A 22,131-nucleotide genomic window follows, 5' to 3' on the forward strand; every position below is an offset into this window, starting at 1 on the left:
GGATGCTCCATCCCATGCCAACGCACGAAAGGGCCACAGAAGTGTGGCTCAAGCCGGTTTTCATCGCCAAAGCAGGGCGTGCAGCCGAACTTCAGGAAGCCCTCCGCTCATTGCAGACCCTCAGCCGAAATGACCCGGGATGCCTGGAGTACACCGTTTTCGCTGACGGGGAGCGCCCGGGCACCTTCGTGCTCTTTGAGGGGTGGGCCCGTCAGGAGGACCTTGAAGCCCACAACCAGGAAGTCCACGTCAGGGCTTTCGTGGAAGCGGTGAAGCCGTTGCTGGCCACGCCGTTCTCCGTCACTCCCCTTACTCCCCTCCTCGGCGCACCGCCTGTGCTGCCCGAATGACCGTGGAAGCTCTTGCTTCCACGGCTCTTAACGGTGCACAAAAAGTTGCCGTCGTGCTCATGCAAGTCAGCCCAATCAGCGCCGCGTCCCTTCTTGCACAGTTTTCAGAATCCGAGGCTGAAGAGATCGCCGCAGAGATAGTTCGACTCCGCAGTGTCAGTTCTTCCGTGGCGAACACGGTGATAAACGAGTTCCACGCCCATATCGCCGGTGGGCACCGCACCTCCCGGGGCGGTCATGACTTCGCAGCAGACCTGCTGGAGGCGTCCTTTGGCGCTGATAAGGCTGCAGGTCTCATGGAACGGCTCAACTCCAGCCTCGCAGGAAAGTCCTTCGACTTCCTGGAACCAATATCCCCTGAGCAGATCGTCGCTCTTATCGACGGTGAGCTCCCACAAACCATGGCCTTGGTGCTCACCCATTTGAGGGCCAGCAAAGCCTCGTTGGTGCTTGCCGGGCTCGACGACGGACAGGCCAGCGAAGTGGCGCTTTGTATCGCCACGATGGGACCTGTGGCTCCGGAGGTTGTTTCGGTAGTTGCCGAGGTACTCAAACAACGTGCCGGATCAGTAGCCTCGCCAGGGGCGTCCAGCGACAAGGTCGGGGGCATCCAACCCCTGGTGGACATCATCACCAGAGCTGACAACAAGACGGAGCGCTCGGTTCTGGAGGGCTTGGATTCCCTCGATCCTGAACTCGCCGGTGAGGTCCGCGCCCAAATGCTGACTTTCAAGGACGTTCTCCGGCTCGAACGACGGGATCTCCAGCGGATTCTGCGCAACATCAGCCCGAAGGTCCTGGGGACGGCACTTAAGGGTGCCTCAGCGGTGCTGCTCGAAACTGTCCGGAGCAACATCTCGGATCGGAACAAGGAGATCCTGGAATTCGAAATGGCCAATTCCGGGCCGCTCCGGGCTTCGCAAGTAGAAGAGGCACGTGCCCTGATAGTGCGTTCCATCCGCGAAGGAACCGCGAACGGCTCAATCGTCATACACCGCGCCGACGACGAGGACTACATTGACTGACGCCACCTCCCATGAAGCGTCCCGCCGGCGCAACGACATGGCCGATGCGGTCTTCCTGCCCCTGGACGACTATCTCGGCACCATAGGGATTCGCAGGGCAGTTCTCCTGTGCCAACTGCCATTGACGGTCATGATGACCCTCATCCTCTTCCTGGCTCTCCTGTTCAAACCCGCGACTCCCTGGGATCCCGGGGTCTTCCTTATCCCTTTCCTCCATGTGCTGATTCCTGCCGCATGCCTTGTCCTGCCCTGGCATCGGCTTCCAGCAGGGAGTTTCGTCCTCATCCCCGTGGCCGATTGCCTCAGCGTGGGACTTCTTCGCGAGATCGGAGGCCCGGTCCTGAGCGTGGTGGGACTACTGATGGCGTTCCCCGTCATTTGGTTATCCGTCAGCGTCAATCGGGTCCGCTTGGCCTTGTCCATCATGGCGCCCATTGTCGCCACCCTTGCTTCACCGCTGGCTTTGGGCCACGAGATCGAACCGTCCGAAATGATCCGCATGATCGTGTTTCCGACCATCATGGCGGGGCTCGCTTTCACGGGGCACGCTGTTGCCCGCGGGCTCACCAAACACCGCGAAATACTGAATCAAAATGACCGGGACCTGGCGCTTTTGAACAAGGCGACAGCCGACCACGCCCAGCTCCTCGATACGGTCCTTGAAACAGTGAACGTCGGCGTGTGGGCCATGGACACCAACGGCACCGACATACTTACTAACCGCCGGTTTCGGTCGGACCGCTCGTGGAGCCTTGAAAACGTGGGTGGAAGGAACCCCTTCACCATATGTCCGGGACAGGTGCCCGACGACTCCCCCGGCCCTGCCGAGCTCGCTGCGGGTGGCGCAACCTTTACCCACCGGCTGATCAGGGTTGGACCGGACAAGGATCACCAACGGACCTTTTCCGCCGCCGCTCGCCCGCTGCTGGGGGAATCCGGCCACCTAAAAGGCTCAGTGCTTGCCTTCACTGATGTGACCGCCTTAGTGAAAGCCCAGACAGCCCGGGACAAATTCGTTGCCACTGTTTCCCACGAGCTTCGCACACCGCTGACATCAATTCTTGGCTATCTGGAAATCCTCGACGAACACCCTGACCCTCAGTACCTGGGCATCATCGAACGGAACGCTGAACGTTTGTTGGCCCTGATCAATAACCTGCTCCTGGTTGCCTGCGAGGAGCTGGAAATCCGCCGCCGCCCCACCAACATTGGCGACCTCCTGCAGGAATCAGTAAGAGCCGCGAAATCCGAGGCGGACGCCAGGGGCGTCACCGTCACTCTATCGATCCAGGGAGACGCGGAAGTCGGGGTGGATCCCCGCCATTTCGCCAAAGCCGTTGATGAGCTGCTGTCCAACGCCATCAAGTTCTCCCCTGAGGGCCGAAACGTCTCAGTCGTCCTTCGAGACACTGACGACAGGATTGAGTTGACCGTCAGCGACCAAGGGTTCGGCATGACACAACAAGAACAGGATGCGGCCTTCACGACGTTCTTCAAAGCCGACCATGCCCTGGAAACGGCGATTCCGGGCGCAGGTCTGGGGCTGCCCCTATGCAAAGCCATCATCGAGGCCCACGCTGGAACCATCAAACTGGAAAGCCAGCCGAAGTCCGGGACAACGGTGACCATTGCGATGCCGCGCTAGATACCGTTGCGTCGAGTCAGCCTACGTGGACCCACGGGCGCCGGCTGACGTCCGGTTCCGCTTCGCGCAGCACCTCGCGGGTCACTGGCGCGATTTCGCCTTCGCCCAGGAACAGGAATTTCAGGAGATTGATCACGGGGTTCCCTTCAGTCCAGCGGAAGTAGACGTGCGGCATCATCCCGGTCACATCACGGATGTGGAGTAGCACGGAGGCGATGGTATTGGGCACCACAGGACCGTGGACCTCCAGGATCCTGTAGCCGTGCCGGGTTATGCCGTGAACCGCTAGTTCCGTCTCGAAATCCGATGAGTCATCCACAACCACTTCCAGGAACAGCGGCTGTTCGCCGGCGGGCAGGTGGCTTACTTCAATAGCAGACTCGAGCTTTTCCCTGTAGGCCTGCGGGGTCAGCCGGAGAGGTTCGTGGGCGATGAGCCGTATAGGGCCCTCCCAGGTTTCTGAAATGAAACCGACAGCTTGCTCGTCCATGTGGACCCTGGTGGCATGGAGCTCAAAGGAACGTCGGACGCGTGAGAGGAACGAAACGACGATGATGCCTGCGATGAACACTGCAGCGATTCGAAGACCCTCGGGCCGCTCGAAGATGTTTGCCACGGTGGTATAGATAAACACCACGGCAATGATTCCGAATGCCACAGTCCGCTTTCCCTGGTCATGACGGCGGGCGGACAGGGTCACAGCCGTGGCCGCCGACATCATCAACACCAGCACTCCGGTGGCGTACGCGCCGCCTTGGGCATCGACGTCGGCGTTGAAGATGAAGGTGATCAGGAAGCCGACCAGCGTGAAGACGAGCACGAGTGGTCGAACAGCTTTGGCCCATTCCGGAGCCATGCCGTAGCGCGGCAGGTAGCGTGGCACCAGGTTGAGCAACCCGGCCATGGCGGACGCGCCAGCAAACCACAGGATGGCGATAGTGCTGATGTCGTAGAACGTACCGAAGCCGACGCCAAGGTATTCATGGGCAATGAATGCCAACGCACGACCGTTGGCTTGGCCGCCAGCCTGGAATTCATGTTGGGGTATCAGGATGACGGTGGTGAAGCTCGTCGTGATCAGGAAACTGCTCATAATCACGGCAGCAGTCGTCAGCAGCCGGCGGGTTCCTTGGATGCGACCGATCGGCTGTTCCGCGGTATCGCCGGCCTTCCCACGCACCTGCGGCATGACCGCAACACCTGTTTCGAAGCCGGAGAGTCCCAGTGCAAGTTTAGGGAACACGAGCAAGGCGATACCCACAGCGAGCAACGGGTTCCCATGAGAACTGGTGAGCGCGAGCCACCAGTCATGGATGGCTGCCGGGTGCGTCACGGATTCGGAGATGGACGTCGCTACTACGACGACGTTAAGGCTGAGGTAGAGGGCCACAAGAACGACGGCGATATTCACGGCTTCCTTGAATCCCCGAAGGAACACGGCTCCGAGCAGCGCCAAAAGGAACAACGTCACGGGCACGTTTTGGCCGTGCAACCAGTCGGGCACCAGGGGGTTCTGGATCAAGTGCGCCGTGGCGTCCGCCGCAGAGAGCGTCATGGTGATCATGAAGTCCGTGGCGGCAAACCCGAGCAGGACCAGCACGATCAGTTTTCCGCCCCACCGGGGCAGCAGGCGCTCCAGCATGGCGATGGAACCCTCACCGCGATGACTCTCGCCGGCTACCCTTCTGTAGACGGGCAAGGCACCCAGCAACGTTACGGCTACCAGGACCAGGGTTGCCAGGGGCGAGATGACGCCGGCTGCCAAGGCAGCGATGGCTGGCTGGTAGCCAAGAGTAGAGAAATAGTCGACGCCGGTCAGGCACATGACCTGCCACCATGAGTGCTTCCGGGCGTGCGCATCGCTGACGCCGCCCGGTCCCTGGTGGGTGCCTTTGCTGTCCTGAAGACCAAAGAGAAGCCAGCTCCGGAATCTGCTGCGCGCGTCGGGATGCAGCGCTGACGGATCCGCCGGTGGCCGGCTCATCGTAGTCATCCCGGCCTCTTCCGCGGATCTCACTGGCCTTGTTCTCTGCTGAACATAACACCGCCGCTCCCCCGCGGTTGCCGCTCTTGATGAATCCTTAACGCGCAGTACTTAACGCGCCTGGTACTACCTGAAGCGGGCAAAGAACAGGCTGTCGGCAACAGGGCACGGCTGGCACGAAGCGCAAGTCGGCCCGCCGTCGTCGGCCTTTCAGATCTAGTCCTGGAAGTGGGTTGTTGTTTTTCCTTTGGACCCGGAGCGGCCCGCGACGATCCCTTCCGCGAGATCGTGGACCTTCTGGTTGCGGTTTTGGGAGGCCTTGATGAGAAATTCGAAAGCCTCGTCCTGGGAGCAGCGGCTTTCGGTCATGACGATCCCCGTCGCGATATCGATGGCTGTCCGGCGTTCCATTGCGGCCCTGAGGTCTTCGGCAAGCAGGTCCGCAGAGGCAATTCGGAGGGCCAGCCGAAGGGCCTGGGCGGCCATGTCCGCAAAGTGGGTTGCCTCCGCAATGGCCGCCTGATTGAAAAGCCCTGTAGCGGGGGCGAAGAAGTTCAGGGCCGCCGACGCATCGTTCCCAAGTGCCAAGGGCACGCCCAAGACACTTCGGGCACCGGCTGCCGCAACATTTTTCGAGTACTTCGGCCATCGCTCGTCCGTTTGGGTATCCTCAAGGAGTACCGGCTGGGAGGTTTCGACGGCCTCCAGCACAGGTCCGGCGCCCAGGGATTGTTCGATGCCGTCCAGAAGGACGGCGTCGTCGCTGCTGCCTGCCAAAGTGGCTGCGCGTTTGCGGCGCCACAGCGTGACGGCGCATTCAATCCTTGCCCCGGTGACGCGGCTCAGGGTCGTGGCTGCGTAACGGGTCATGCCGTCAACAAAGCCCTTAACGTCCCCGGTTCCTGCTATCAGCTGGTGAAGACGCTGGAAGTCCGCGTTCTGCTCCTCAGTTTCCACATCCCGCATTCTAAAAGCGAGTAATTGCCGGAGCAAGAATGACTAACGGCGCAGGTCACACGAGCCAGCGCCACCAGCGCGGCTGTTCCGGTTCCGGCGTCGGTTCCGGTTCCGGTTCCTCGCCCAACGCCAAGGCGGCCTCGACGATGTCTTCGGCAGTGAGGGTCATAACGGCCTCGCGATCAAGGGAATCGAGGCTCTGTTCCTCGTTGAGCGACAGCCGCAGCGCTTGGCGGTTGAGCGCCTGCTCGAACAGGGTGCGTGCAAACCGTGCATTGCCGGAGTCCTCGCCGGCGTGGAGACCGCTAAGGATGCGGCGAAGCATCTGCTCTGCGCCCGGCTCCAACGTGTACTCGTGTTGGACCAACATCCTTTGGAAGATCGTCTGGAGTTCGTCAACGGAATAGTCCGGGAAGGTAATCTCGCGGGCAAAGCGAGAACGCAGTCCAGGGTTCGAGAGCAAGAATGACTCCATCAAGCGTGGATACCCGGCCACGATCACGACCAGCCGGTGCCGATGGTCCTCCATCCGTTTCAGCAGGACCTCGATCGCCTCCGGGCCGAAGTCCGTCCGGCCGTCCTCCGGGGCCAGCGCGTAGGCCTCGTCGATGAACAGCACACCGTCCAGCGCCCGCCGGATCACACGGTCGGTCTTGATGGCGGTGGCCCCCACGTACTGCCCTACCAGCCCCGAACGGTCCACCTCGACCAGATGGCCCTTCTGCAGCAAGCCGACCGCCCGGTACATCTCGGCCAGGAGCCGGGCCACCGTCGTCTTGCCCGTGCCTGGGTTGCCGAGAAACACCAGATGCTGTGAGGTGGCCACTTCCGGCAGTCCGTGGGCCTTTCGGCGGGCCTGCACCTGGAGCAGCGCGACAAGGGCCCGCACCTGTTCTTTTACAGTCTCCAGCCCGACCAATGCGTCGAGCTCGGCCTGCACCTCGGATAGCGGGCGGGCTGGACCGGGCCTTGCACCGATGAGGTCGCCCACCAGGTCGTCCACACGCTCCGAACCGGGCAGCTTGAGCTGATTGGCCAGATGGCCAATGGATTCCCTCAGGTCATCGAGCGGATTGCGGCTGGCAGCCATACATCCACTGTAACTCCCGGTTCCCCAAATACGGCGGCGCTGGTCCACCCGCATTAATCCGCAACGGCCTCATGACCGGTGACGCTAGGGATCCTGGCTTGCTAATTCCCCTGTCACTACTTCTCCCGGGATGCGGGCCGTGCGCCAAGTATCCACGGCGATGACCGCCCCGAGCACCACCAGCGACAGTGACACCGACGCAACCGCGTCGGTGAGCCAGTGATAACCGAGGTATATCCGGCTGACGGCCGCAAAGACAACACCAATGACGGCACAGAGAAAGCTGACGACGGCGATCTTTGGGTTTCGGTGCCGGGAGAAGACAAGAAACGTCAGGACAAGCAGGAAGTCCGAGGCGCCAAGGACGTGCCCGGACGGAAAGGAGAACGTCGTGTCAGCGCCGAATAACATGAGGTCCACAGGTGGCCGCTGCCGGCCGACCAAGCGCCCGATGATCTGCGCCAAACCCACCCCGATGAGCATAGCGGCGGCAAGGAGCATGGGCCGCCATGCGTGTTTGGCGAGCAATCCCCAAACAACTGTGACAACCAAGACAATGACCGGCAGCCCTATGGGCCCGAAAATGACTGCGACAACAATCATCACCACCGTCAGCGGCTCTGAACGAATCCCGAGGAGCCAACTTTCAACCGCTGCGTCGTCCAGGGCGAGACCGTTCTTCTGTAGAACGCCGGTGAGCGTTACAAGGAACAGCGTCACGCCAAGGACCGCCAGGATGACGGCCGTAGCGTAGAGGGCCCTCCTGGCCCTCGGCTCCATGAAGCGCTCCTCGACCACGAATTTTTGGTGGAAGATCTCCCACAAGCCGGGTTTTTGCGCTGATTCTCCCGCCACGATCCATCTCCTTCGATCCCCATGGAAACCGTTCCTGACGAGAACGTTATCCCTCTTCCACTTCCACGGGGGCTGAACGCAACAACGACCGGGCTTCATGGCCCATTGCGTCTTCAGAACGTTATATCCCCATGTAATAATATTCGCATGGATGCAGATAAGGAATGTGGGCTGAAGGTGGACAGCGATTACGTGGAACTGGCTGTCGAGGTTTTCTCGATGCTTGCTGATGCGACACGGGTCCGGATCATTTTGGCACTGCGTGACGGTGAACTGTCAGTGAACGAACTGGCAGAAACCGTGGCCAAGCCCCAATCCGCAGTGTCCCAGCATCTGGCGAAGATGAGAATGGCCCGCATTGTCTCCACGCGGCACGAAGGTACCCGCGTGTATTACCGACTGGAGAATGAGCACGCCCGCCAACTCGTGGCCGACGCAATCTTCCAGGCCGAACACACGCTGGGCGGTACGCCCCGGCATCACCACAAGTCCAGGGCAAAGGGTGACGCATGACTAACACCGACAGCGAAACACATGGCGGCGGGACGCCCACCCACGAACAGCACCATCACCACGAGCATGAACACAATCATGACCATCCGCGAGGCCTAAAGGGATTCCTTCACGGATTGTTCGTTCCCCACAGCCACGACGCCGCTGATTCAGTGGATGAAGCGATGGAGTCCTCCGTCAAGGGGATTCGGGCACTGAAGATTTCCCTTGCTGTGCTGGCGGTAACCTCCCTGTTGCAGCTGGTCGTTTTCCTGTTCAGCGGCTCGGTGGCACTCCTGGCGGACACAATCCATAACTTCTCCGATGCCTTGACCGCAGTGCCACTCTGGGTGGCCTTTGTCCTGAGCCGGCGTGCCGCGACGCGGACCTACAACTACGGCTTCGGTCGGGCGGAGGACCTTGCAGGACTCTTCATCGTGGCCATGGTGGCCTTATCCGCCGTCGTGGCCGCCGTCGAGTCTGTAATCCGCATTTTCCAGCCCCAAGCCCTGCAAAACCTTGGGTGGGTTCTCGCGGCGGGCCTTATCGGCTTCGCGGGAAACGAAATCGTCGCCGTTTACCGCATCAGGGTTGGTAAGGAGATCGGCTCCGCTGCCCTGGTCGCTGACGGCGTCCACGCCCGCACTGACGGATTTACGTCCCTGGCGGTGGTGGCCGGCGTTGTCGGTGTTTGGCTTGGGTTCCCCTTGGCGGACCCGATCATCGGCGTCTTGATCTCCCTGACGATTTTCGTGCTTCTCTGGGGCACGGCAAGGGACATTGGCCGCAGGCTTCTCGACGGCGTCGATCCCACCTTGCTGGCCCGCGTCGAGGAGGCGGTGGCCCCAGTGGCTCCGCCCATGACGACAGTCCGCCTCCGCTGGAGCGGCCACCAGCTGCACGTCGAAGTGACAGCCCCCATGAGGGAGATCGCCAGCGTGGAAGGGCTCGACGAGCTGAACCGCTCCGTCGAACAAGCGGTGCGGTCCAGTATCCGCAACGTCGGAAGGGTCGTGGTCGTCGCCCGCTGAACGCCTTGTTGGCTAGGTCTCCTTCGGCTCGTCGCCGGGTGCCTTGTCCGCGTTTGCGTGGTCGTGTACTTTACTCGGGATTTTGCCCTCTAGGTCGGCGGGTACAGGTGGGTCCTTCTCTTCATCAGTAGACATGACCCAAGCATAAGGGCCGCGTAAGGTATGGCCGCCCGGAAACCGGGGGCCATCAGAAGGCGTGAGTCCTTGTGGTGACCAGCCATCACTGCGAGACTGGGCAGATCGTGGCTCCGCTCCCTCTATAGCTTGCGGAATGTGCCATGTGGCCGGCTCGGTCCGCACCATCCCACCGCAGTACCGTTCCAAGGAGGCTCGCCATGAAAACTGTCGTGCAGTATGGAATTTGCCGGATCGGGGGCAAACAACGGACTGGCCTCGGCACGGACGGTTTGCTCGCGTTCGTTCGGCCTGGGTGGGTGAGGGATCATGATTAAGGTCGCCTTGTCGGTGGTCCTGAAGGCCAAGCCCGGCAAGGAGGACGACGTCGCGGAGTTCCTCCGCAGCGCACGCTCGGTGGTCGACGAGGAGCAAGGTACGCGCGCTTGGTTCGCCCTGCAATTCGACGAGTCGACGTTCGGAGTCTTCGACGTATTCCCCGATGACGACGCACGGAAGACCCACCTGTCAGGAGGGGTCGGGCAAGCACTTGCCGCTCAGGGAGCAGAGCTCTTCAGCGCGGAACCAGACATAAAAAACGTTGACGTGCTCGCATACAAATTGCCCGGTGAAGGCGACTAGGGGCTGCCGCACCTCACAGCGTCTGCGACCCTGCGCAGGCTAGGAGCAGAGCGTGACTCGTTCGGACACCAGCCGTGCTGAAGCTTTCAGCGACGCCATCATCGCGATCGTCATAACGCTCCTGATTCTTGAACTCACGCCGCCACAGACCGGGCCTCCTTCGGGGCCTCTGGCGGGACAAGCCAGCCGACAGCCGCTGATGGAAGAGCCCGCCGCACCCATCACGCACCACAGGTCGGCATCGGGTGCGATGCCGACCTGTGGTGCAGTCATCATGCGATGAGTGAGCCTGCAGGTGACTCCCTGTCAGGCCTGGCTGCCGCTCAGTCCTTCCGCAGGAAATCGCTCCCAAACACGGTGGGCGGCAAGCAGTTCCTGGACTGGGCGAACCACGGCATCGGGCGCGTCGCCGACCACAACTCCGGTACCGTCATCGGGGATGCCGGCCGCCTGCAGAGCCGACACACCGGATCCCCATGCCGCGATGGCCTTGGCGTGGCGGAAGGCTTCCGTCAGAAGAAGAGCCACCCGGGGATCAAGAGTGGGTGAGGGTGCACCGGCCTTGGCGTCCCTGCCCACTGCTGCGTCCGGTGCCGGAGCCCCGCTTCCCGCAACAATAACGGCGTCGAACTCCGTGGATCGCGCGGTGAGGTAGGTGCGCTGAACAGCAACGGCGACGCCGCCCTCCGCGCCCAGGAAACCGCCAACCGGCGCAATGACCAAAGGCGTGATGCCCTCAGCGTCCAGGGCTTCGCGTGCAGCTGCAACCTGCGAAGCGTCGCTGCTGTCGTCAGCAATAATCCCCACTACGCGGCCCGCGGCGGGCCACGTTCCACCGATCTGCGATAGTGCCGGGCTCGGTTCGGAGTCAGGGACCTGGACGGTGGCCCCGGGAACCGGCATACCAAGTCCGTGGGCGACGGCGGCGCAAAGCCCGGCGTCGATATTGGCCAAAGCCATAAGTTGCCGTTCCCGGATAGCCGCTTCGTAGCACTTGCCGAGTTCGAACGTGTACGCCTGCACGATGTGGTCCTGCTCCACCGGAGTCATGCTCCGGAAGAACAGCCGCGCCTGGCTGAAGTGGTCATCGAACGAAGCCGGGTTGCGCCGTTCCTTGATGGACTCCGCAAGGGCCTCGGGAACATCCACGAAGGCTCCAACGTCCTGACCGGCCAGGAAGGGGCAGCCGCCATCCAGGGAGTTCGGACGATAGGGGGCCACGCCGCCGTGAACGGCCGTCTGATGCATGCCGTCACGAAGCATGTCATTGACGGGCGCTTGCGGCCGGTTGATGGGGATCTGCGCGAAGTTCGGGCCGCCCAACCGGGAAATTTGGGTATCCAGGTAGGAGAACAGGCGAACCTGCAGGAGCGGATCATTGGTGACATCAATGCCGGGGACGAGATGCCCCGGGTGGAACGCCACCTGTTCGGTCTCCGCGAAGTAATTCGTCGGATTCGCGTTCAACGTCATGAGCCCGATCGGCTGGACGGGAGCGAGTTCCTCGGGGACGAATTTGGTCGGGTCGAGCAGGTCGATGCCTTCGAACATCTGGTCTTCCGTGTCCGGGAAAGTCTGCACGCCAAGTTCCCACTGAGGGTAAGCTCCGGACTCGATTGCATCGGCGAGGTCCCTGCGGTGGAAATCCGGGTCCATGCCGTTGATGATTTGGGCTTCCTCCCAGACGAGCGAGTGTACGCCCTGTTTTGGTTTCCAATGGAATTTCACCAACGTGGTGCTACCGTCCGCGGCCACCAGCCGGAAGGTATGCACGCCGAAGCCTTCCATGGTCCGGTATGAGCGGGGAATGCCGCGGTCGGACATGTTCCACAGCGTGTGCGCCTGGGCCTCGGTGTGCAGTGAGACGAAGTCCCAGAACGTGTCATGGGCGCTCTGGGCCTGGGGTATTTCCCGATCAGGGTGTGGCTTGGCAGCGTGGATGACGTCAGGGAACTTGATGCCATCCTGGATGAAGAAAACGGGAATGTTGTTCCCGACAAGGTCGTAGGTGCCTTCGTCAGTGTAGAACTTGGTGGAAAAGCCACGGGTGTCCCGTACCGCATCCGCCGAACCCCGGGAGCCCAAAACGGTGGAGAAGCGGACGAAAACCGGAGTTTCGACGTCGGCCGCCAGGAACCCTGCCTTCGTGATCTTCGATGCCGTTCCGTAGGAACGGAACACGCCGTGTGCGCCCGCGCCCCGGGCGTGGACAACGCGCTCCGGGATGCGCTCGTGATCAAAGTGGGTGATCTTTTCCCGCAAGTGGTGGTCCTGAAGCAGAACAGGTCCGCGGGCGCCCGCCCGCAGGGAATGATCAGTGTCCCCCAGCCGGAGCCCTTGGGCGGTTGTCAGGTACTGGCCCGATTGCGCCCGGGAGTTCACCGGCGCACCGGTGGGGCTTCCCGTCGGGGAAACCGCCTCCGGTGCTTGCTGATCGGGCTTAGGGGGCAATGGCTCACGTGGGGTCGTCGGCTCGTCGACTGTGGGAGGCTCACTGGAGGGAGCGCCGGGAATCACGGTATTGTCCTCAACTGGCACGATTTGTTCTCCTTTTGGTTCGCTGCCTTAACCCGGAAGCTAAGCTTGCTTACTAATCCTAGGGTGATGTTCACTACATCACAAAGCGGGCCTTGCTTCGATACTGGGCGACGTCCTGGGAGCAGGAATACATGCGCTCGTGGGCGCCGGCGTGACCAGCGCCGCGGGGCTGAGCTTGGCTTTCGCCGGCGATTACCTCAAACCCTTCCTGGACCTACCGCCGGGGGCCGGAATCCTGGCCGCATCTCCGCTGCCTATTAATCCTTCGTTGGATTCGAGACTTCAACCCACGTCGCCGAAGAGGTTCGAGACGTCAACCGCGTGTACCCGAAAGCCCTTTTCGGCACCCTGCTGACTGCCGGCGTCGTTTATGTCCTTATCGGAATGGCATCTTCCATTGCGTTGCCGGCAGCTGAACTCAACAGTTCCCCAGGCCCGCTGCTGCAGGTGGTTGAGGCCACCGGTTTCGGCATTCCGGGCCGGCTCTTCGTGGTCCCCAACCTGGCCCTGACAAGCAGAGTCAGCCGCAACAGCCCAGCGACGCCGTCAACGGCTTCGGCTCCAGCAACGGCTTCGGAGCGGAACGAGCGCTTGGCCTCCCAGGCAGGCGCCGCCCAACGGAACGCAACCGGACGGGCAGCGGGAAATGGAGATCCACCCTAGTTCTCCTTGGTGAAGACCTTCTTGGCCACGGTCATCGCGCTCATTCCGTTGGGCCAGCCCGTGTAGAAGGCGAGGTGGAGGATGACTTCCTTCAACTCTTCTTCGGTTACCCCGTTTTGGCGTGCATAGTCGAGGTGAAACGTCAGTTGATCGGCTTTTCCCGTAGCCGTTAATGCAGCGACGGTGATCAGGCTACGGTCTCTCTTGGACAAGTCCGCGCGTTCCCATACTTCGTCGAACAGCACCTTGTCGGTGTAGTGGACCATTCCGGGCGCAAAGTCACCGAACGCGTTTTGCCCGCCGGTCCATCCTGCATGTGGGTCCTTCGCCATGTCTTATTCCTTTCGTGAAGAGGTTCCCTCGCCAGTTGGGCGCGTACCGGCCAGCGGCCGCATGCCCTGCGGGAGTTGAGATTCCATAGGACCTCAATGACGCCAGTTATGGGAGTCACCGCTGAGGGGCGTACCAACAGGGCATCCCTCGCAACGCGTGGACGTCGTAGCCTTGGGAACGTGGACAACCGGAATGAAGTTCGAGAATTTCTCATGTCCCGCCGTGCGAGGGTAACCCCCCAGCAGGCCGGCCTGGCAGTTACCGGGAACCGCCGGGTCGCGGGTCTCAGACGCAACGAAGTAGCAGCCCTCGCCGCTGTAAGCGTCGAGTACTACGCCAAAATTGAGCGCGGGAATCTCTCCGGGGTCTCAGATGCTGTTCTCGATGCACTCGCGGTGGCTCTCCAACTGGACGACGCTGAGCGCGAACACCTCTTCGACCTTTCACGTATCGCCAACGGCGCTATCCGCGCCGTGCGCAAGCGAAAATCGCAGAATTGGGTGGCGAGGGAAAGCCTGACACGCGCCCTCGCCGTGATAACGGAAGGGCCGGCATTCGTGCGTAACGGCCGGATGGACATCCTCGCCACCAACGCGCTGGGACGGGCGTTCTACGATCACGTCTTCGACGGTCCAGGGCAGGGCAACCTGGCGCGGTTCTGTTTCCTCGACGAACGGGCCAAGGATTTCTATCCGGGCTGGGAGGCGGCCGCAAACGTCACCGTCTCAATTCTGCGAACTGAGGCGGGACGCGACCCGGAGGACAAACGGCTTCACGACCTGGTTGGGGAGCTTTCCACCCGAAGTGCAGCCTTTCGGATCCGGTGGGGGTCTCACAATGTCAGGCGGCATGGATCCGGCACCAAGAGCTTCCACCACCATGAGGTAGGCGAACTCACGCTGACATATGAAGGCCTGGAGCTAACCGCAGAGCCGGGCCTGTCATTGCTCATCTACACAGCCGAGCCTGGCTCTGCCAGCGAGGAACGCTTACGGCTCCTCGCCAGTTGGGCCGCCACGCTCCAACAACAGAACGACGCCGGGCCGATAGTGCCGCACGTGGACTCGCCCGGGGGGACGCAACCGTAAGGGCAACTTCCGTTGTCCCGCACCTGGGATCTCCCTATTCTTTCGGCACGAACACGTTCGAAACGAAGACACCACCGCATTCAAAAGCACAATGGAGGCATCAGCATGCATACAAGAACTCTCGGACAGGGACTTGAGGTATCGGCCATCGGCCTAGGTGCCATGGGCATGTCCCAAAGTTACGGGCCCAACCCCGGCAGCCGCGATGAAATGGTCAGCGTGCTCCGTTCAGCCGTCGACCATGGCGTCACCTTTTTCGATACAGCCGAGGTATACGGCCCCTATGTGAATGAGGAACTTGTCGGCGAGGCACTGGAACCGATCCGCGACCAGGTGGTGATCGCCACCAAGTTTGGCTGGGACATCCAAAACGGCGAAAGCGTCGGGCTGAACAGCCGCCCGGAACAGATCCGCCGAGTCGCCGAAGAATCCCTCAAGCGGCTCCGTACCGACGCCATCGACCTGTTCTATCAGCACCGGGTCGACCCCGAAGTGCCCATCGAGGATGTCGCCGGCACCGTCCGGGATTTGATCTCGGAGGGCAAGGTACGTCACTTCGGACTGTCCGAGGCTTCCGCCGCCACAATCCGACGGGCCCACGCGGTGCAGCCTGTCGCTGCCCTACAAAGTGAGTACTCGCTGTGGACGCGGGACCCCGAGGCCGAAATACTTCCAACCCTTGCCGAACTCGGTATAGGCCTTGTTCCCTTCAGCCCCTTGGGTAAGGGCTTCCTCACCGGTACGGTTACCGCGGACACCACCTTCGCCGAGGGCGACATCCGCAACCTTGTGCCGCGTTTCAATGACGAAAATCTGGCCGCCAACCAGGCTCTTGTTGCACACGTCATCGAACTCGCTGCGGCGAAGGATGCGGTTCCTGCCCAAATCGCGCTGGCATGGCTTCTCGCCCAGCAGCCATGGATCGTCCCCATTCCGGGCACTCGACGTACCGCACGCATAAAGGAGAACGCCCAAGCTACCCGCGTGGCGCTCACTGCCGACGAGGTTGCCGCCCTCAATGCCCTAGCCCGCAATGTAGGAGTGCATGGCGATCGCTACAACGCCACGCATATGGGCTACGTCAACGGCTGAAGCACCGAAATAGCCAGTGGCATTTGCCCGTCTTGGGGAGCAGAGTTTACGGTGAATAGTAAGGAGCCTGCGCATCAAGCTCTGAAGGAGGCCCCCGACGGCAACGGGACAGCTGCAATGGACCCACGACAATCAGCTCGAAACCTTCTCCAACGAGAGGCCATCACGCTTGAACAGTTATGGATCAAATACTGGGCGGAAGGCGGCAATGCCACCCCCGTGGAATTGGATGCCTACGTGCACGACGCGCTAGAGCCGCATGAATTCGAACTAACCCTCATCGCCTGGGCAATGGAAGGGATGCAGGGCAGCTAGCGATCCTGCTCTAACGCTGTGGCGGAAGAGCGAGCTTGAAGACTTTGGCCCACGCTGAGCCAACCTGCTTCAACAGCGGCCCAGTGGTGTACTTAAGGTCGTAGCGTTGGCAGATGTCGCGAACCTTCGGTGCAATTTCCGAATACCGGTTCGAGGGAAGGTCCGGGAAAAGGTGGTGCTCGATCTGATGCGACAGGTTTCCCGTCATGAGATGCATGAACCGTGGGCCTGAGATGTTTGCGGATCCGATCATCTGACGCACGTACCAGTCGCCGCGGGTTTCGCCTTCGACCATTTCCTCGGTAAACGTGTCTGTTCCTTCCGGGAAGTGCCCGCAGAAAATGACTGCGTGCGCCCAGACGTTCCGTACGGCGTTGGCGACGAGGGTGCCGTAGAGGGCTTGCTTGCCTGAACCCGTGAGCATGGCCAAGGCGGGAGTAGCTGCGTAGTCCTTGGCGAACTGCTTGACAGCTTTACGCCCCAGCGCCTTGAGGTCCTTGTTCATGGCCTCCTTGGACTTCAGGCCCTCCTTGTATTCAGGGATCTCCAGATCGTAGATGGCTATTCCCCACTCGAAAACGGGCGCCAGCAGCGCGTTATAGAGGGGATTGCCCAGGTTGAAGGGCTTCCATTCCTGATCGGGATCCATCCGCAAAAGGTTGTACCCGACGTCGCGGTCCTTGCCTACGACGTTGGTCCAGCGGTGGTGAAGATCGTTGTGAGTGTGCTGCCACGAGCGCGAGGGGGTAACGAAGTCCCATTCCCATGTGGTGGAGTGGATGTCCGGATCGCGCATCCAGTCCCACTGGCCGTGGAGAATGTTGTGGCCCAGTTCCATGTTCTCGAGGATCTTGGCCACGCTCAGGAGGGCTGTTCCGGTGATCCAGGCGGCCTTGTTCTTGCTGACCAGCAGCGCAGCCCGCCCGGAAACCTCCAAACCCCGCTGGATCTTGATCATGCGCCTGATGTACGCAGCATCGGTAGATCCGCGTTTGCCCAGGATGTCGTCGCGGATGGCATCGAGTTCACGACCCAGCTCGGCCACTTGCTCATCACTCAGGTGCGCGGCGGCCGGTGGACGCACTGTGGGGCTGCCCGCCTCAGCAAGGGCGCCGGGCCGCGTCTTGAGCCCGACGGCGGGGGCTGGGCTTTTGGCTGAAACTACTGACATGCGGTTGCACTCCTCAGAGTTTGAGGTTGACGGGCCCGGCGGCTGCCGAGACACACGTTTGGATGAGTTCGCCCGGTTCCCCGTGCACGTCACCAGTGCGCAGGTCCCGGACGTTGCCCGAAAGCAGCGGAGTCAGGCAGCTGTGACAGATGCCCATGCGGCAGCCACTGGGCATGAGGACGCCTGCATCCTCCCCGACGTCAAGGAGGGGGACGCCGCCGTCGGCCAAGACCTCACGGTCCGATGCTTCGAAGGTGACCAAGCCACCTTCACTGCCACCACCCCTCGTAAGGTCGGTACTGAACCGCTCAATGGTGAGTGAGCCCTCCGCCGCTCCGCCGCAGCCCGCGTCCTCCAAGGTGGAGGCCGCGGTCAGTGCGGCTTCGTTCCACAGGGCCTCGGCATCATCCAGGAAGCTCTCGGGGCCGCAGGCATATGCGGCCCGCTCCTGCCAGTCCGGGCAAATTTCCTCGAGGGCAGCCGGAGACGTGAAGCTCAGGCGTCCGCGACCGCCCGTGTGCCACTGGACCAGGCGGAAATTGGGAAACTGATCAGCAAGTTCGGCCAGCTCTTCACGAAAAATACTGTCATCTTCCGCGCGGGAGGAATGGATCAACACAACATCCGCGTCGGGGCGGCTGGGGACAAGGGTCCGAATCATTGACATAACAGGAGTGATGCCGCTTCCCGCAGTGAGCATGAGGAGGGAGCGTGGGTGTTCCGGCAGGACGAAGTCGCCTTGGGGCGGGGCCAGGAAAAGTACGTCGCCAACCTTGGTCTCTCGAACCAGCGTTCCCGATACGGCACCAACATCAGTGACTGTAATGGCCGGGTCCTCACCTGCAGGCGCACTGAGGGAATAGGAACGCCATTGGCGGACCCCGTTGAGCTCAACGCCGATCCTTGCCCACTGGCCCGCGAGGTGGGCGTGCCAGCCACGGCCGGGACGGAAGAAGATTGTCACCGACTGCGCAGTTTCCTGGACTACCTTGGTGACGACGCCGCGCAACTGGCGCGACGAATAGACCGGGTTGAACAGCGCCAGGACGTCTTCCGGGGCAAGCGGCGTGGTTAGAACCGAGGCGATGCGGGCCAGCGGCCGAAAGTTGAACATGGGCTACTCTTCGAAACGAGGGAAAACGAGGACCCCAAACCGCGTCGGCCGGAATGTCCACTAACACAGATATCATAAGCATACTTACGATATCTCTCCCCCAAGACTGCTCCTATACACAGGGAAAGCCCCTCTGCAGGGGCTTTCAACGGGTATGGGACATGATGCTTGGATTGGTCAGCGGTGATGCGCTCCTCCTCCCCAGGCCATCTGGCCCACGCCGGCTGCAGTAGCAAGACCGTAATCCCTTCGCCCGGTTCTACGCAAACCTTTAGTCGTGTGGGACTACTACGGCGCGGGCACTGAGCTGTCCGTCGGCCAGTTTGCGGTACGCCGTGAGTCCGTCCGTGAGGCTAAAGGTCTCGATCTCGGGCACGATTTGCCCCGCCCGGTACATGTCCACAACTTCATGAAGCTCCTCGATGGTGCCCCAGTAGGTGTTGGTGATAGTGGATTCGTAGGGCGTGTTGAAGAAGGTCCACTCATGCAGGCCGCCGGCAATCCCGACGACGGTCAGCCGACCGCCCTGCGCCATGGAGCCGGCCGCGGTGGCGATCGTGGGCGTTACGCCGACGAAGTCGAAGGCAGCGTCCACGCCGCGTCCACCGGTGATTTCCCGGATCCGCGAAACCTGGTCGGGACCGCCAAGGACCGTCAAGGCCCCTGCCGCTTCAGCCTTGGCCATCGCTTCGGGCTTCATATCGGTGGCAATAATGGTGGCGCCCGTCAGGGCCCTGAGGATCTGCACGGCGATCTGGCCCAAGCCGCCAAGTCCAACCACCAGTGCGAACCGGCCACCGCCGTTCAGGTGCGGCAGCGCCTTCTTGATGGCGTGGTAGGGCGTCAGGGCTGCGTCTGCGAGCGGCGCTGCGGCGATGGGGTCCGCATCGCCAAGCGGGATCAGGTTGCGGACGGGTACCGTGACGTATTCGGCCATTCCGCCGTCGCGGCCCAAGCCTATGCCAAGGTAGGGGTTGGTCGCGGCGTTCTCGCAGTAGGTGTCCTGGCCGCGCGAGCAGGCCTTGCAGTGGCCACAACCGATGGGCCCGTAGACCAGGTATGCGCCACCTATTTCGATGCCCTCAACGCCTGGTCCCAGCTCCTCGACCCATCCCGAGTTCTCGTGGCCCAATACGAAGCCCTTGGCCATGTTCCCGGGAACCTCTGCGGTGAAGTCCTGGAAGATGCTGACGTCCGAATGGCAGGCACCAGCACCCGCAACCTTCAGTAGCACTTCGCCCGGTCCGGGTACAGGCCGGGCCACGTCCTCGAGTTCGGGGAACTGCTTCCACTCTTTGAATACGATCGCGCGCATTTGATGCCCTTCTTGTCTCTGTTGCAATCTTTTTATTGCTTGAAGTCTTTGATGCCTGAATCGGGGGGCGGTGTATCCGCCGTCGACGGCCGTCAGCACGATGGATCTGCCCATCTATCCGACATATGTTGGATAGATAGAACGGTACGCTTGAAGCGGCCGATTTGCCACCGCCGGAGGCCAAGATCACTTTGGAGTGTGACCTGCATAATGCTGGAACCGAAACAGGACGTTGAAGCACCTGCTTACCGTGATCCTCGGGCCCGACGTAGCCGGGATAAGCTGGCGGCGGCCATCTTGGACCTGGCAGCAGAGCACGACGCCGGAACGCTGTCCGTCGGGCAGGTCGCCTCCACGGCCGGGGTCAACAGATCAACGTTCTACCAGCACGCCGCATCTCCTGCAGCGCTGCTCCGGCAGGTTTTATCCGAGGAGCTGGACGTCCTCCGCGAAGCCCACCTCAGCGCGGGAAGCGACATCGGCCCGGCCATCCTCGCGGTCACCGCCGATGTTGCCAGGCACGTAGACCGGCACCGAAACATTTACCGCCGGGGTTTGGTCACGGACACCGGCAGCGGCGGGCTGCACGCGATGCTCGGATCCCACTTCGAGGCATCAGCCCGCCTACTGCTCGCCCGTCGGGCCGTCGAAATACCGGCACCGGGCGGCCGCGAAGTACCACCACCCATGGTGGCCCGCTTCATCGCCTACGGCGTGGTGGGCGCCTTGGAGTCGCGCCTTTTGGAAGCCTCACCCCGAACCGTCGACGAATTCCTCGCCGACCTGCGCGAACTTCTTCCGGACTGGTGGCCCATAGGCTGAGGGGCATCGATTCCGGGGCGAAGTGAAGGGCATGAGACTCTGCCGGGTCATGCCGAGGGCCGGATAGGCTTCTGGGTACCGCTATCCGGCCCTGGCGGGCGGACCCGCTGCAAGCAACCCAGCGAGGTTGGGGGACATTCGCCGTCGCCTGCGGAATCCGCTTCTCCAACTAAAGACCCTGGGAGGGCGGTCCGCACGAGTAGTGAGTACTCGTTTTTGCGCCCACAAACCAGAGCAGGATACCTACGCGGATGCGCTGACGTGCATCACGGTCCGTCCCATGCGGGAGCCGTACACACTCCCCCGGCTGACCCTCACTCGGCCGCCGGGACATGGCGAAATTAGCAATGACACTGCATTCCGAACTAGAGCGGCCTTCCTCTCCACCCATCCTGATCCACCCGCTTGACCTGCCCCGCCGGGAACCACTGAACGTGGTAAACCCGCTGATCATCCACCCACTCGACCAGGCCATACGACCGCGTGTACTTGATCGCCCGCCCATAGATCTCACTGACCCGCACCAACGGCTGGCTTCCAGCTTCCATTTCCATGATCTTGCCGTCGTCAGGCTTGGGGTGGTTATCGTCCGCGGCCGTCTGGGCCATCATGCGGGCGAAAGCGTTGGAGTCTTGCTTAGGTCTCATAAGACAAGATTAGAACATATCTTCGAATGCGGAGTTGCGGGCGCGGCCCACACGGAGGCGACTCAGCTCCCCCAGCTGCGGCCTACGGCAGACTAAGCGGAATAGTCAGTCCCCGCCGCCGGTTGTGCTGATGAACGAAGCGACGCCCCGCCCTACAGGAAGCACCCAGTCATCACCATGAACCCGACACCCACGAAGACCTTGTCCGAAGTACTGGCTGACGCCGACACCGCTGGTCACGACCACGCGGCCACGGAAAAAAGCAGCGGCCTGCAGCACATCCACAACCACGCCACAGGGGCGATCGTGTGGTTCCCCACGTTGCAGACGTTCCGCCTGACCAGCGACTGGGCCGACGCCGTCGCCGAACAGGAGGCCGGTCTTGAAGCGGCCACGGCCGACGGAACCCCACTTCAGGATGCGGCCTCCAGGTTGCTCGCGGAACGGCTTGACTCCCTGCTCGAACGGGCGGCGCAGTCCCCCGACGCCAACGCCTTTGTGCAGGAAAACCTCACGCCCCACCTGACCGAGACGTGGGCCATAGCCGACGCCGTAGCGCGGGCATCCGGAACCGGTCTCCGCGCGGAGACACCGCCCGCGGCCTTTTCCGGCTACCCCTATCACGTGTATGCCCAGGACGGCGGAGCCTTTGCCACAGCACTCTGGAATGATGTGATCGATGCCCGCCGCCACCGTGCCTTAGCCGACGAGGCTGCGCGAAAAGCCCTGAAGCCTGTGTCCCGCAAAGCACTGAAGAACGCCGCCAGGAAAGCTGCGCGTCGCTGACCGCGCGAAAAAATGACTGACGCCGAGGCAGGAAGGCGGCCAGCACCATCTCCCGACTGGCC

Annotated in this window: 24 protein-coding genes; 13 read left to right on the top strand and 11 right to left on the bottom strand. The window is 61.9% G+C overall.

Going from position 1 to position 22,131, the window contains the following annotated elements; all coding sequences use genetic code 11:
* Positions 1 to 14: 14 nt before the first annotated feature.
* Genes J2Y68_RS02295 through J2Y68_RS02305 form a run of 3 tightly spaced genes read left to right on the top strand, consistent with a single transcriptional unit; the run spans position 15 to position 3,020 of the window.
* A complete protein-coding gene (locus J2Y68_RS02295) occupies positions 15 to 350 on the top strand; it encodes a putative quinol monooxygenase (protein ID WP_309989151.1) in 336 nt (111 codons plus the stop codon).
* Positions 347 to 1,375, top strand: coding sequence for a flagellar motor switch protein FliG (gene fliG, locus J2Y68_RS02300; protein ID WP_309989155.1), 1,029 nt, complete (start codon positions 347 to 349; stop codon positions 1,373 to 1,375). The genes J2Y68_RS02295 and fliG overlap by 4 nt, the downstream gene beginning before the upstream one ends.
* Positions 1,368 to 3,020 (top strand): PAS domain-containing sensor histidine kinase, encoded by a 1,653-nt coding sequence (locus tag J2Y68_RS02305; RefSeq protein WP_309989158.1) that lies wholly within the window; start codon positions 1,368 to 1,370, stop codon positions 3,018 to 3,020. Before fliG ends, J2Y68_RS02305 begins: the two co-directional genes overlap by 8 nt.
* A gap of 16 nt (positions 3,021 to 3,036) precedes the next feature.
* On the opposite strand, the gene J2Y68_RS02310 is transcribed toward J2Y68_RS02305, so the two are convergent.
* The 4 genes from J2Y68_RS02310 to J2Y68_RS02325 form a co-directional block, all read right to left on the bottom strand.
* Positions 3,037 to 5,013, bottom strand: coding sequence for an APC family permease (locus tag J2Y68_RS02310; protein WP_309989161.1), 1,977 nt, complete (start codon positions 5,011 to 5,013; stop codon positions 3,037 to 3,039).
* 207 nt (positions 5,014 to 5,220) lie between these two features.
* Positions 5,221 to 5,970, bottom strand: a complete 750-nt coding sequence (locus J2Y68_RS02315) for a GAF and ANTAR domain-containing protein (RefSeq protein ID WP_397334637.1) — start codon at positions 5,968 to 5,970, stop codon at positions 5,221 to 5,223.
* 46 nt (positions 5,971 to 6,016) lie between these two features.
* The gene (locus J2Y68_RS02320) at positions 6,017 to 7,051 is read right to left on the bottom strand and encodes an AAA family ATPase (RefSeq protein WP_309989166.1); all 1,035 of its coding nucleotides are present in this window, start codon (positions 7,049 to 7,051) and stop codon (positions 6,017 to 6,019) included.
* An 84-nt stretch (positions 7,052 to 7,135) separates the two neighbouring features.
* The gene (locus J2Y68_RS02325) at positions 7,136 to 7,906 is read right to left on the bottom strand and encodes a phosphatase PAP2 family protein (RefSeq protein ID WP_309989167.1); all 771 of its coding nucleotides are present in this window, start codon (positions 7,904 to 7,906) and stop codon (positions 7,136 to 7,138) included.
* Positions 7,907 to 8,053: 147 nt separating this feature from the next.
* Between J2Y68_RS02325 and J2Y68_RS02330 the strand changes: the two genes are divergently transcribed.
* A complete protein-coding gene (locus J2Y68_RS02330) occupies positions 8,054 to 8,419 on the top strand; it encodes an ArsR/SmtB family transcription factor (RefSeq protein WP_309989170.1) in 366 nt (121 codons plus the stop codon).
* Positions 8,416 to 9,429, top strand: a complete 1,014-nt coding sequence (locus tag J2Y68_RS02335) for a cation diffusion facilitator family transporter (RefSeq protein WP_309989173.1) — start codon at positions 8,416 to 8,418, stop codon at positions 9,427 to 9,429. The genes J2Y68_RS02330 and J2Y68_RS02335 overlap by 4 nt, the downstream gene beginning before the upstream one ends.
* 12 nt (positions 9,430 to 9,441) lie before the next feature.
* Here the strand turns inward: J2Y68_RS02335 and J2Y68_RS02340 are convergent, their stop codons facing one another.
* Positions 9,442 to 9,564 carry a hypothetical protein gene (locus J2Y68_RS02340; protein WP_309989175.1) on the bottom strand — a complete coding sequence of 41 codons (123 nt, stop codon included), beginning with the start codon at positions 9,562 to 9,564 and terminating at the stop codon, positions 9,442 to 9,444.
* A 309-nt stretch (positions 9,565 to 9,873) separates the two neighbouring features.
* Between J2Y68_RS02340 and J2Y68_RS02345 the strand changes: the two genes are divergently transcribed.
* Positions 9,874 to 10,185, top strand: coding sequence for a putative quinol monooxygenase (locus tag J2Y68_RS02345; protein ID WP_309989178.1), 312 nt, complete (start codon positions 9,874 to 9,876; stop codon positions 10,183 to 10,185).
* A gap of 52 nt (positions 10,186 to 10,237) precedes the next feature.
* Positions 10,238 to 10,468, top strand: coding sequence for a TMEM175 family protein (locus J2Y68_RS02350; RefSeq protein WP_309989180.1), 231 nt, complete (start codon positions 10,238 to 10,240; stop codon positions 10,466 to 10,468).
* Between the two features lie 23 nt (positions 10,469 to 10,491).
* Here J2Y68_RS02350 and J2Y68_RS02355 read toward each other — a convergent pair whose 3' ends face one another.
* Positions 10,492 to 12,723, bottom strand: a complete 2,232-nt coding sequence (locus J2Y68_RS02355) for a catalase (RefSeq protein ID WP_309989183.1) — start codon at positions 12,721 to 12,723, stop codon at positions 10,492 to 10,494.
* Between the two features lie 321 nt (positions 12,724 to 13,044).
* Between J2Y68_RS02355 and J2Y68_RS02360 the strand changes: the two genes are divergently transcribed.
* Positions 13,045 to 13,386 (top strand): hypothetical protein, encoded by a 342-nt coding sequence (locus J2Y68_RS02360; protein ID WP_309989185.1) that lies wholly within the window; start codon positions 13,045 to 13,047, stop codon positions 13,384 to 13,386.
* Here J2Y68_RS02360 and J2Y68_RS02365 read toward each other — a convergent pair.
* Positions 13,383 to 13,718 (bottom strand): carboxymuconolactone decarboxylase family protein, encoded by a 336-nt coding sequence (locus tag J2Y68_RS02365; protein ID WP_309989188.1) that lies wholly within the window; start codon positions 13,716 to 13,718, stop codon positions 13,383 to 13,385. The genes J2Y68_RS02360 and J2Y68_RS02365 overlap by 4 nt on opposite strands.
* A 180-nt stretch (positions 13,719 to 13,898) precedes the next feature.
* On the opposite strand from J2Y68_RS02365, the gene J2Y68_RS02370 reads away from it, so the two are divergent.
* From J2Y68_RS02370 to J2Y68_RS02380, 3 genes are all read left to right on the top strand, one after another.
* Positions 13,899 to 14,807 (top strand): helix-turn-helix transcriptional regulator, encoded by a 909-nt coding sequence (locus tag J2Y68_RS02370; protein WP_309989191.1) that lies wholly within the window; start codon positions 13,899 to 13,901, stop codon positions 14,805 to 14,807.
* A 105-nt stretch (positions 14,808 to 14,912) separates the two neighbouring features.
* Positions 14,913 to 15,899 carry an aldo/keto reductase gene (locus J2Y68_RS02375; RefSeq protein WP_309989194.1) on the top strand — a complete coding sequence of 329 codons (987 nt, stop codon included), beginning with the start codon at positions 14,913 to 14,915 and terminating at the stop codon, positions 15,897 to 15,899.
* A gap of 51 nt (positions 15,900 to 15,950) precedes the next feature.
* Positions 15,951 to 16,214 (top strand): hypothetical protein, encoded by a 264-nt coding sequence (locus J2Y68_RS02380; RefSeq protein WP_309989197.1) that lies wholly within the window; start codon positions 15,951 to 15,953, stop codon positions 16,212 to 16,214.
* A gap of 10 nt (positions 16,215 to 16,224) precedes the next feature.
* Here J2Y68_RS02380 and J2Y68_RS02385 read toward each other — a convergent pair whose 3' ends face one another.
* The 3 genes from J2Y68_RS02385 to J2Y68_RS02395 form a co-directional block, all read right to left on the bottom strand.
* Positions 16,225 to 17,385, bottom strand: coding sequence for a fatty acid desaturase family protein (locus J2Y68_RS02385; RefSeq protein WP_309989200.1), 1,161 nt, complete (start codon positions 17,383 to 17,385; stop codon positions 16,225 to 16,227).
* Between the two features lie 13 nt (positions 17,386 to 17,398).
* Positions 17,399 to 18,499 carry a ferredoxin reductase gene (locus J2Y68_RS02390; RefSeq protein WP_309989203.1) on the bottom strand — a complete coding sequence of 367 codons (1,101 nt, stop codon included), beginning with the start codon at positions 18,497 to 18,499 and terminating at the stop codon, positions 17,399 to 17,401.
* Between the two features lie 271 nt (positions 18,500 to 18,770).
* The gene (locus J2Y68_RS02395) at positions 18,771 to 19,814 is read right to left on the bottom strand and encodes an NAD(P)-dependent alcohol dehydrogenase (RefSeq protein WP_309989206.1); all 1,044 of its coding nucleotides are present in this window, start codon (positions 19,812 to 19,814) and stop codon (positions 18,771 to 18,773) included.
* Positions 19,815 to 20,024: 210 nt separating this feature from the next.
* On the opposite strand from J2Y68_RS02395, the gene J2Y68_RS02400 reads away from it, so the two are divergent.
* The gene (locus J2Y68_RS02400; RefSeq protein ID WP_309989208.1) at positions 20,025 to 20,636 is read left to right on the top strand and encodes a TetR/AcrR family transcriptional regulator; all 612 of its coding nucleotides are present in this window, start codon (positions 20,025 to 20,027) and stop codon (positions 20,634 to 20,636) included.
* Between the two features lie 365 nt (positions 20,637 to 21,001).
* Here J2Y68_RS02400 and J2Y68_RS02405 read toward each other — a convergent pair whose 3' ends face one another.
* On the bottom strand, positions 21,002 to 21,283 hold the full coding sequence (locus tag J2Y68_RS02405; RefSeq protein ID WP_309989210.1) for a hypothetical protein: 282 nt from the start codon (positions 21,281 to 21,283) through the stop codon (positions 21,002 to 21,004).
* 177 nt (positions 21,284 to 21,460) lie between these two features.
* On the opposite strand from J2Y68_RS02405, the gene J2Y68_RS02410 reads away from it, so the two are divergent.
* Positions 21,461 to 22,069: a hypothetical protein gene (locus tag J2Y68_RS02410; RefSeq protein WP_309989213.1), complete on the top strand. Its 609-nt coding sequence runs from the start codon at positions 21,461 to 21,463 to the stop codon at positions 22,067 to 22,069.
* The last annotated feature ends 62 nt before the right edge of the window (positions 22,070 to 22,131 follow it).

It is taken from the genome of Paenarthrobacter nitroguajacolicus, from assembly GCF_031455195.1.
GTDB classification, from domain to species: domain Bacteria; phylum Actinomycetota; class Actinomycetes; order Actinomycetales; family Micrococcaceae; genus Arthrobacter; species Arthrobacter nitroguajacolicus_D.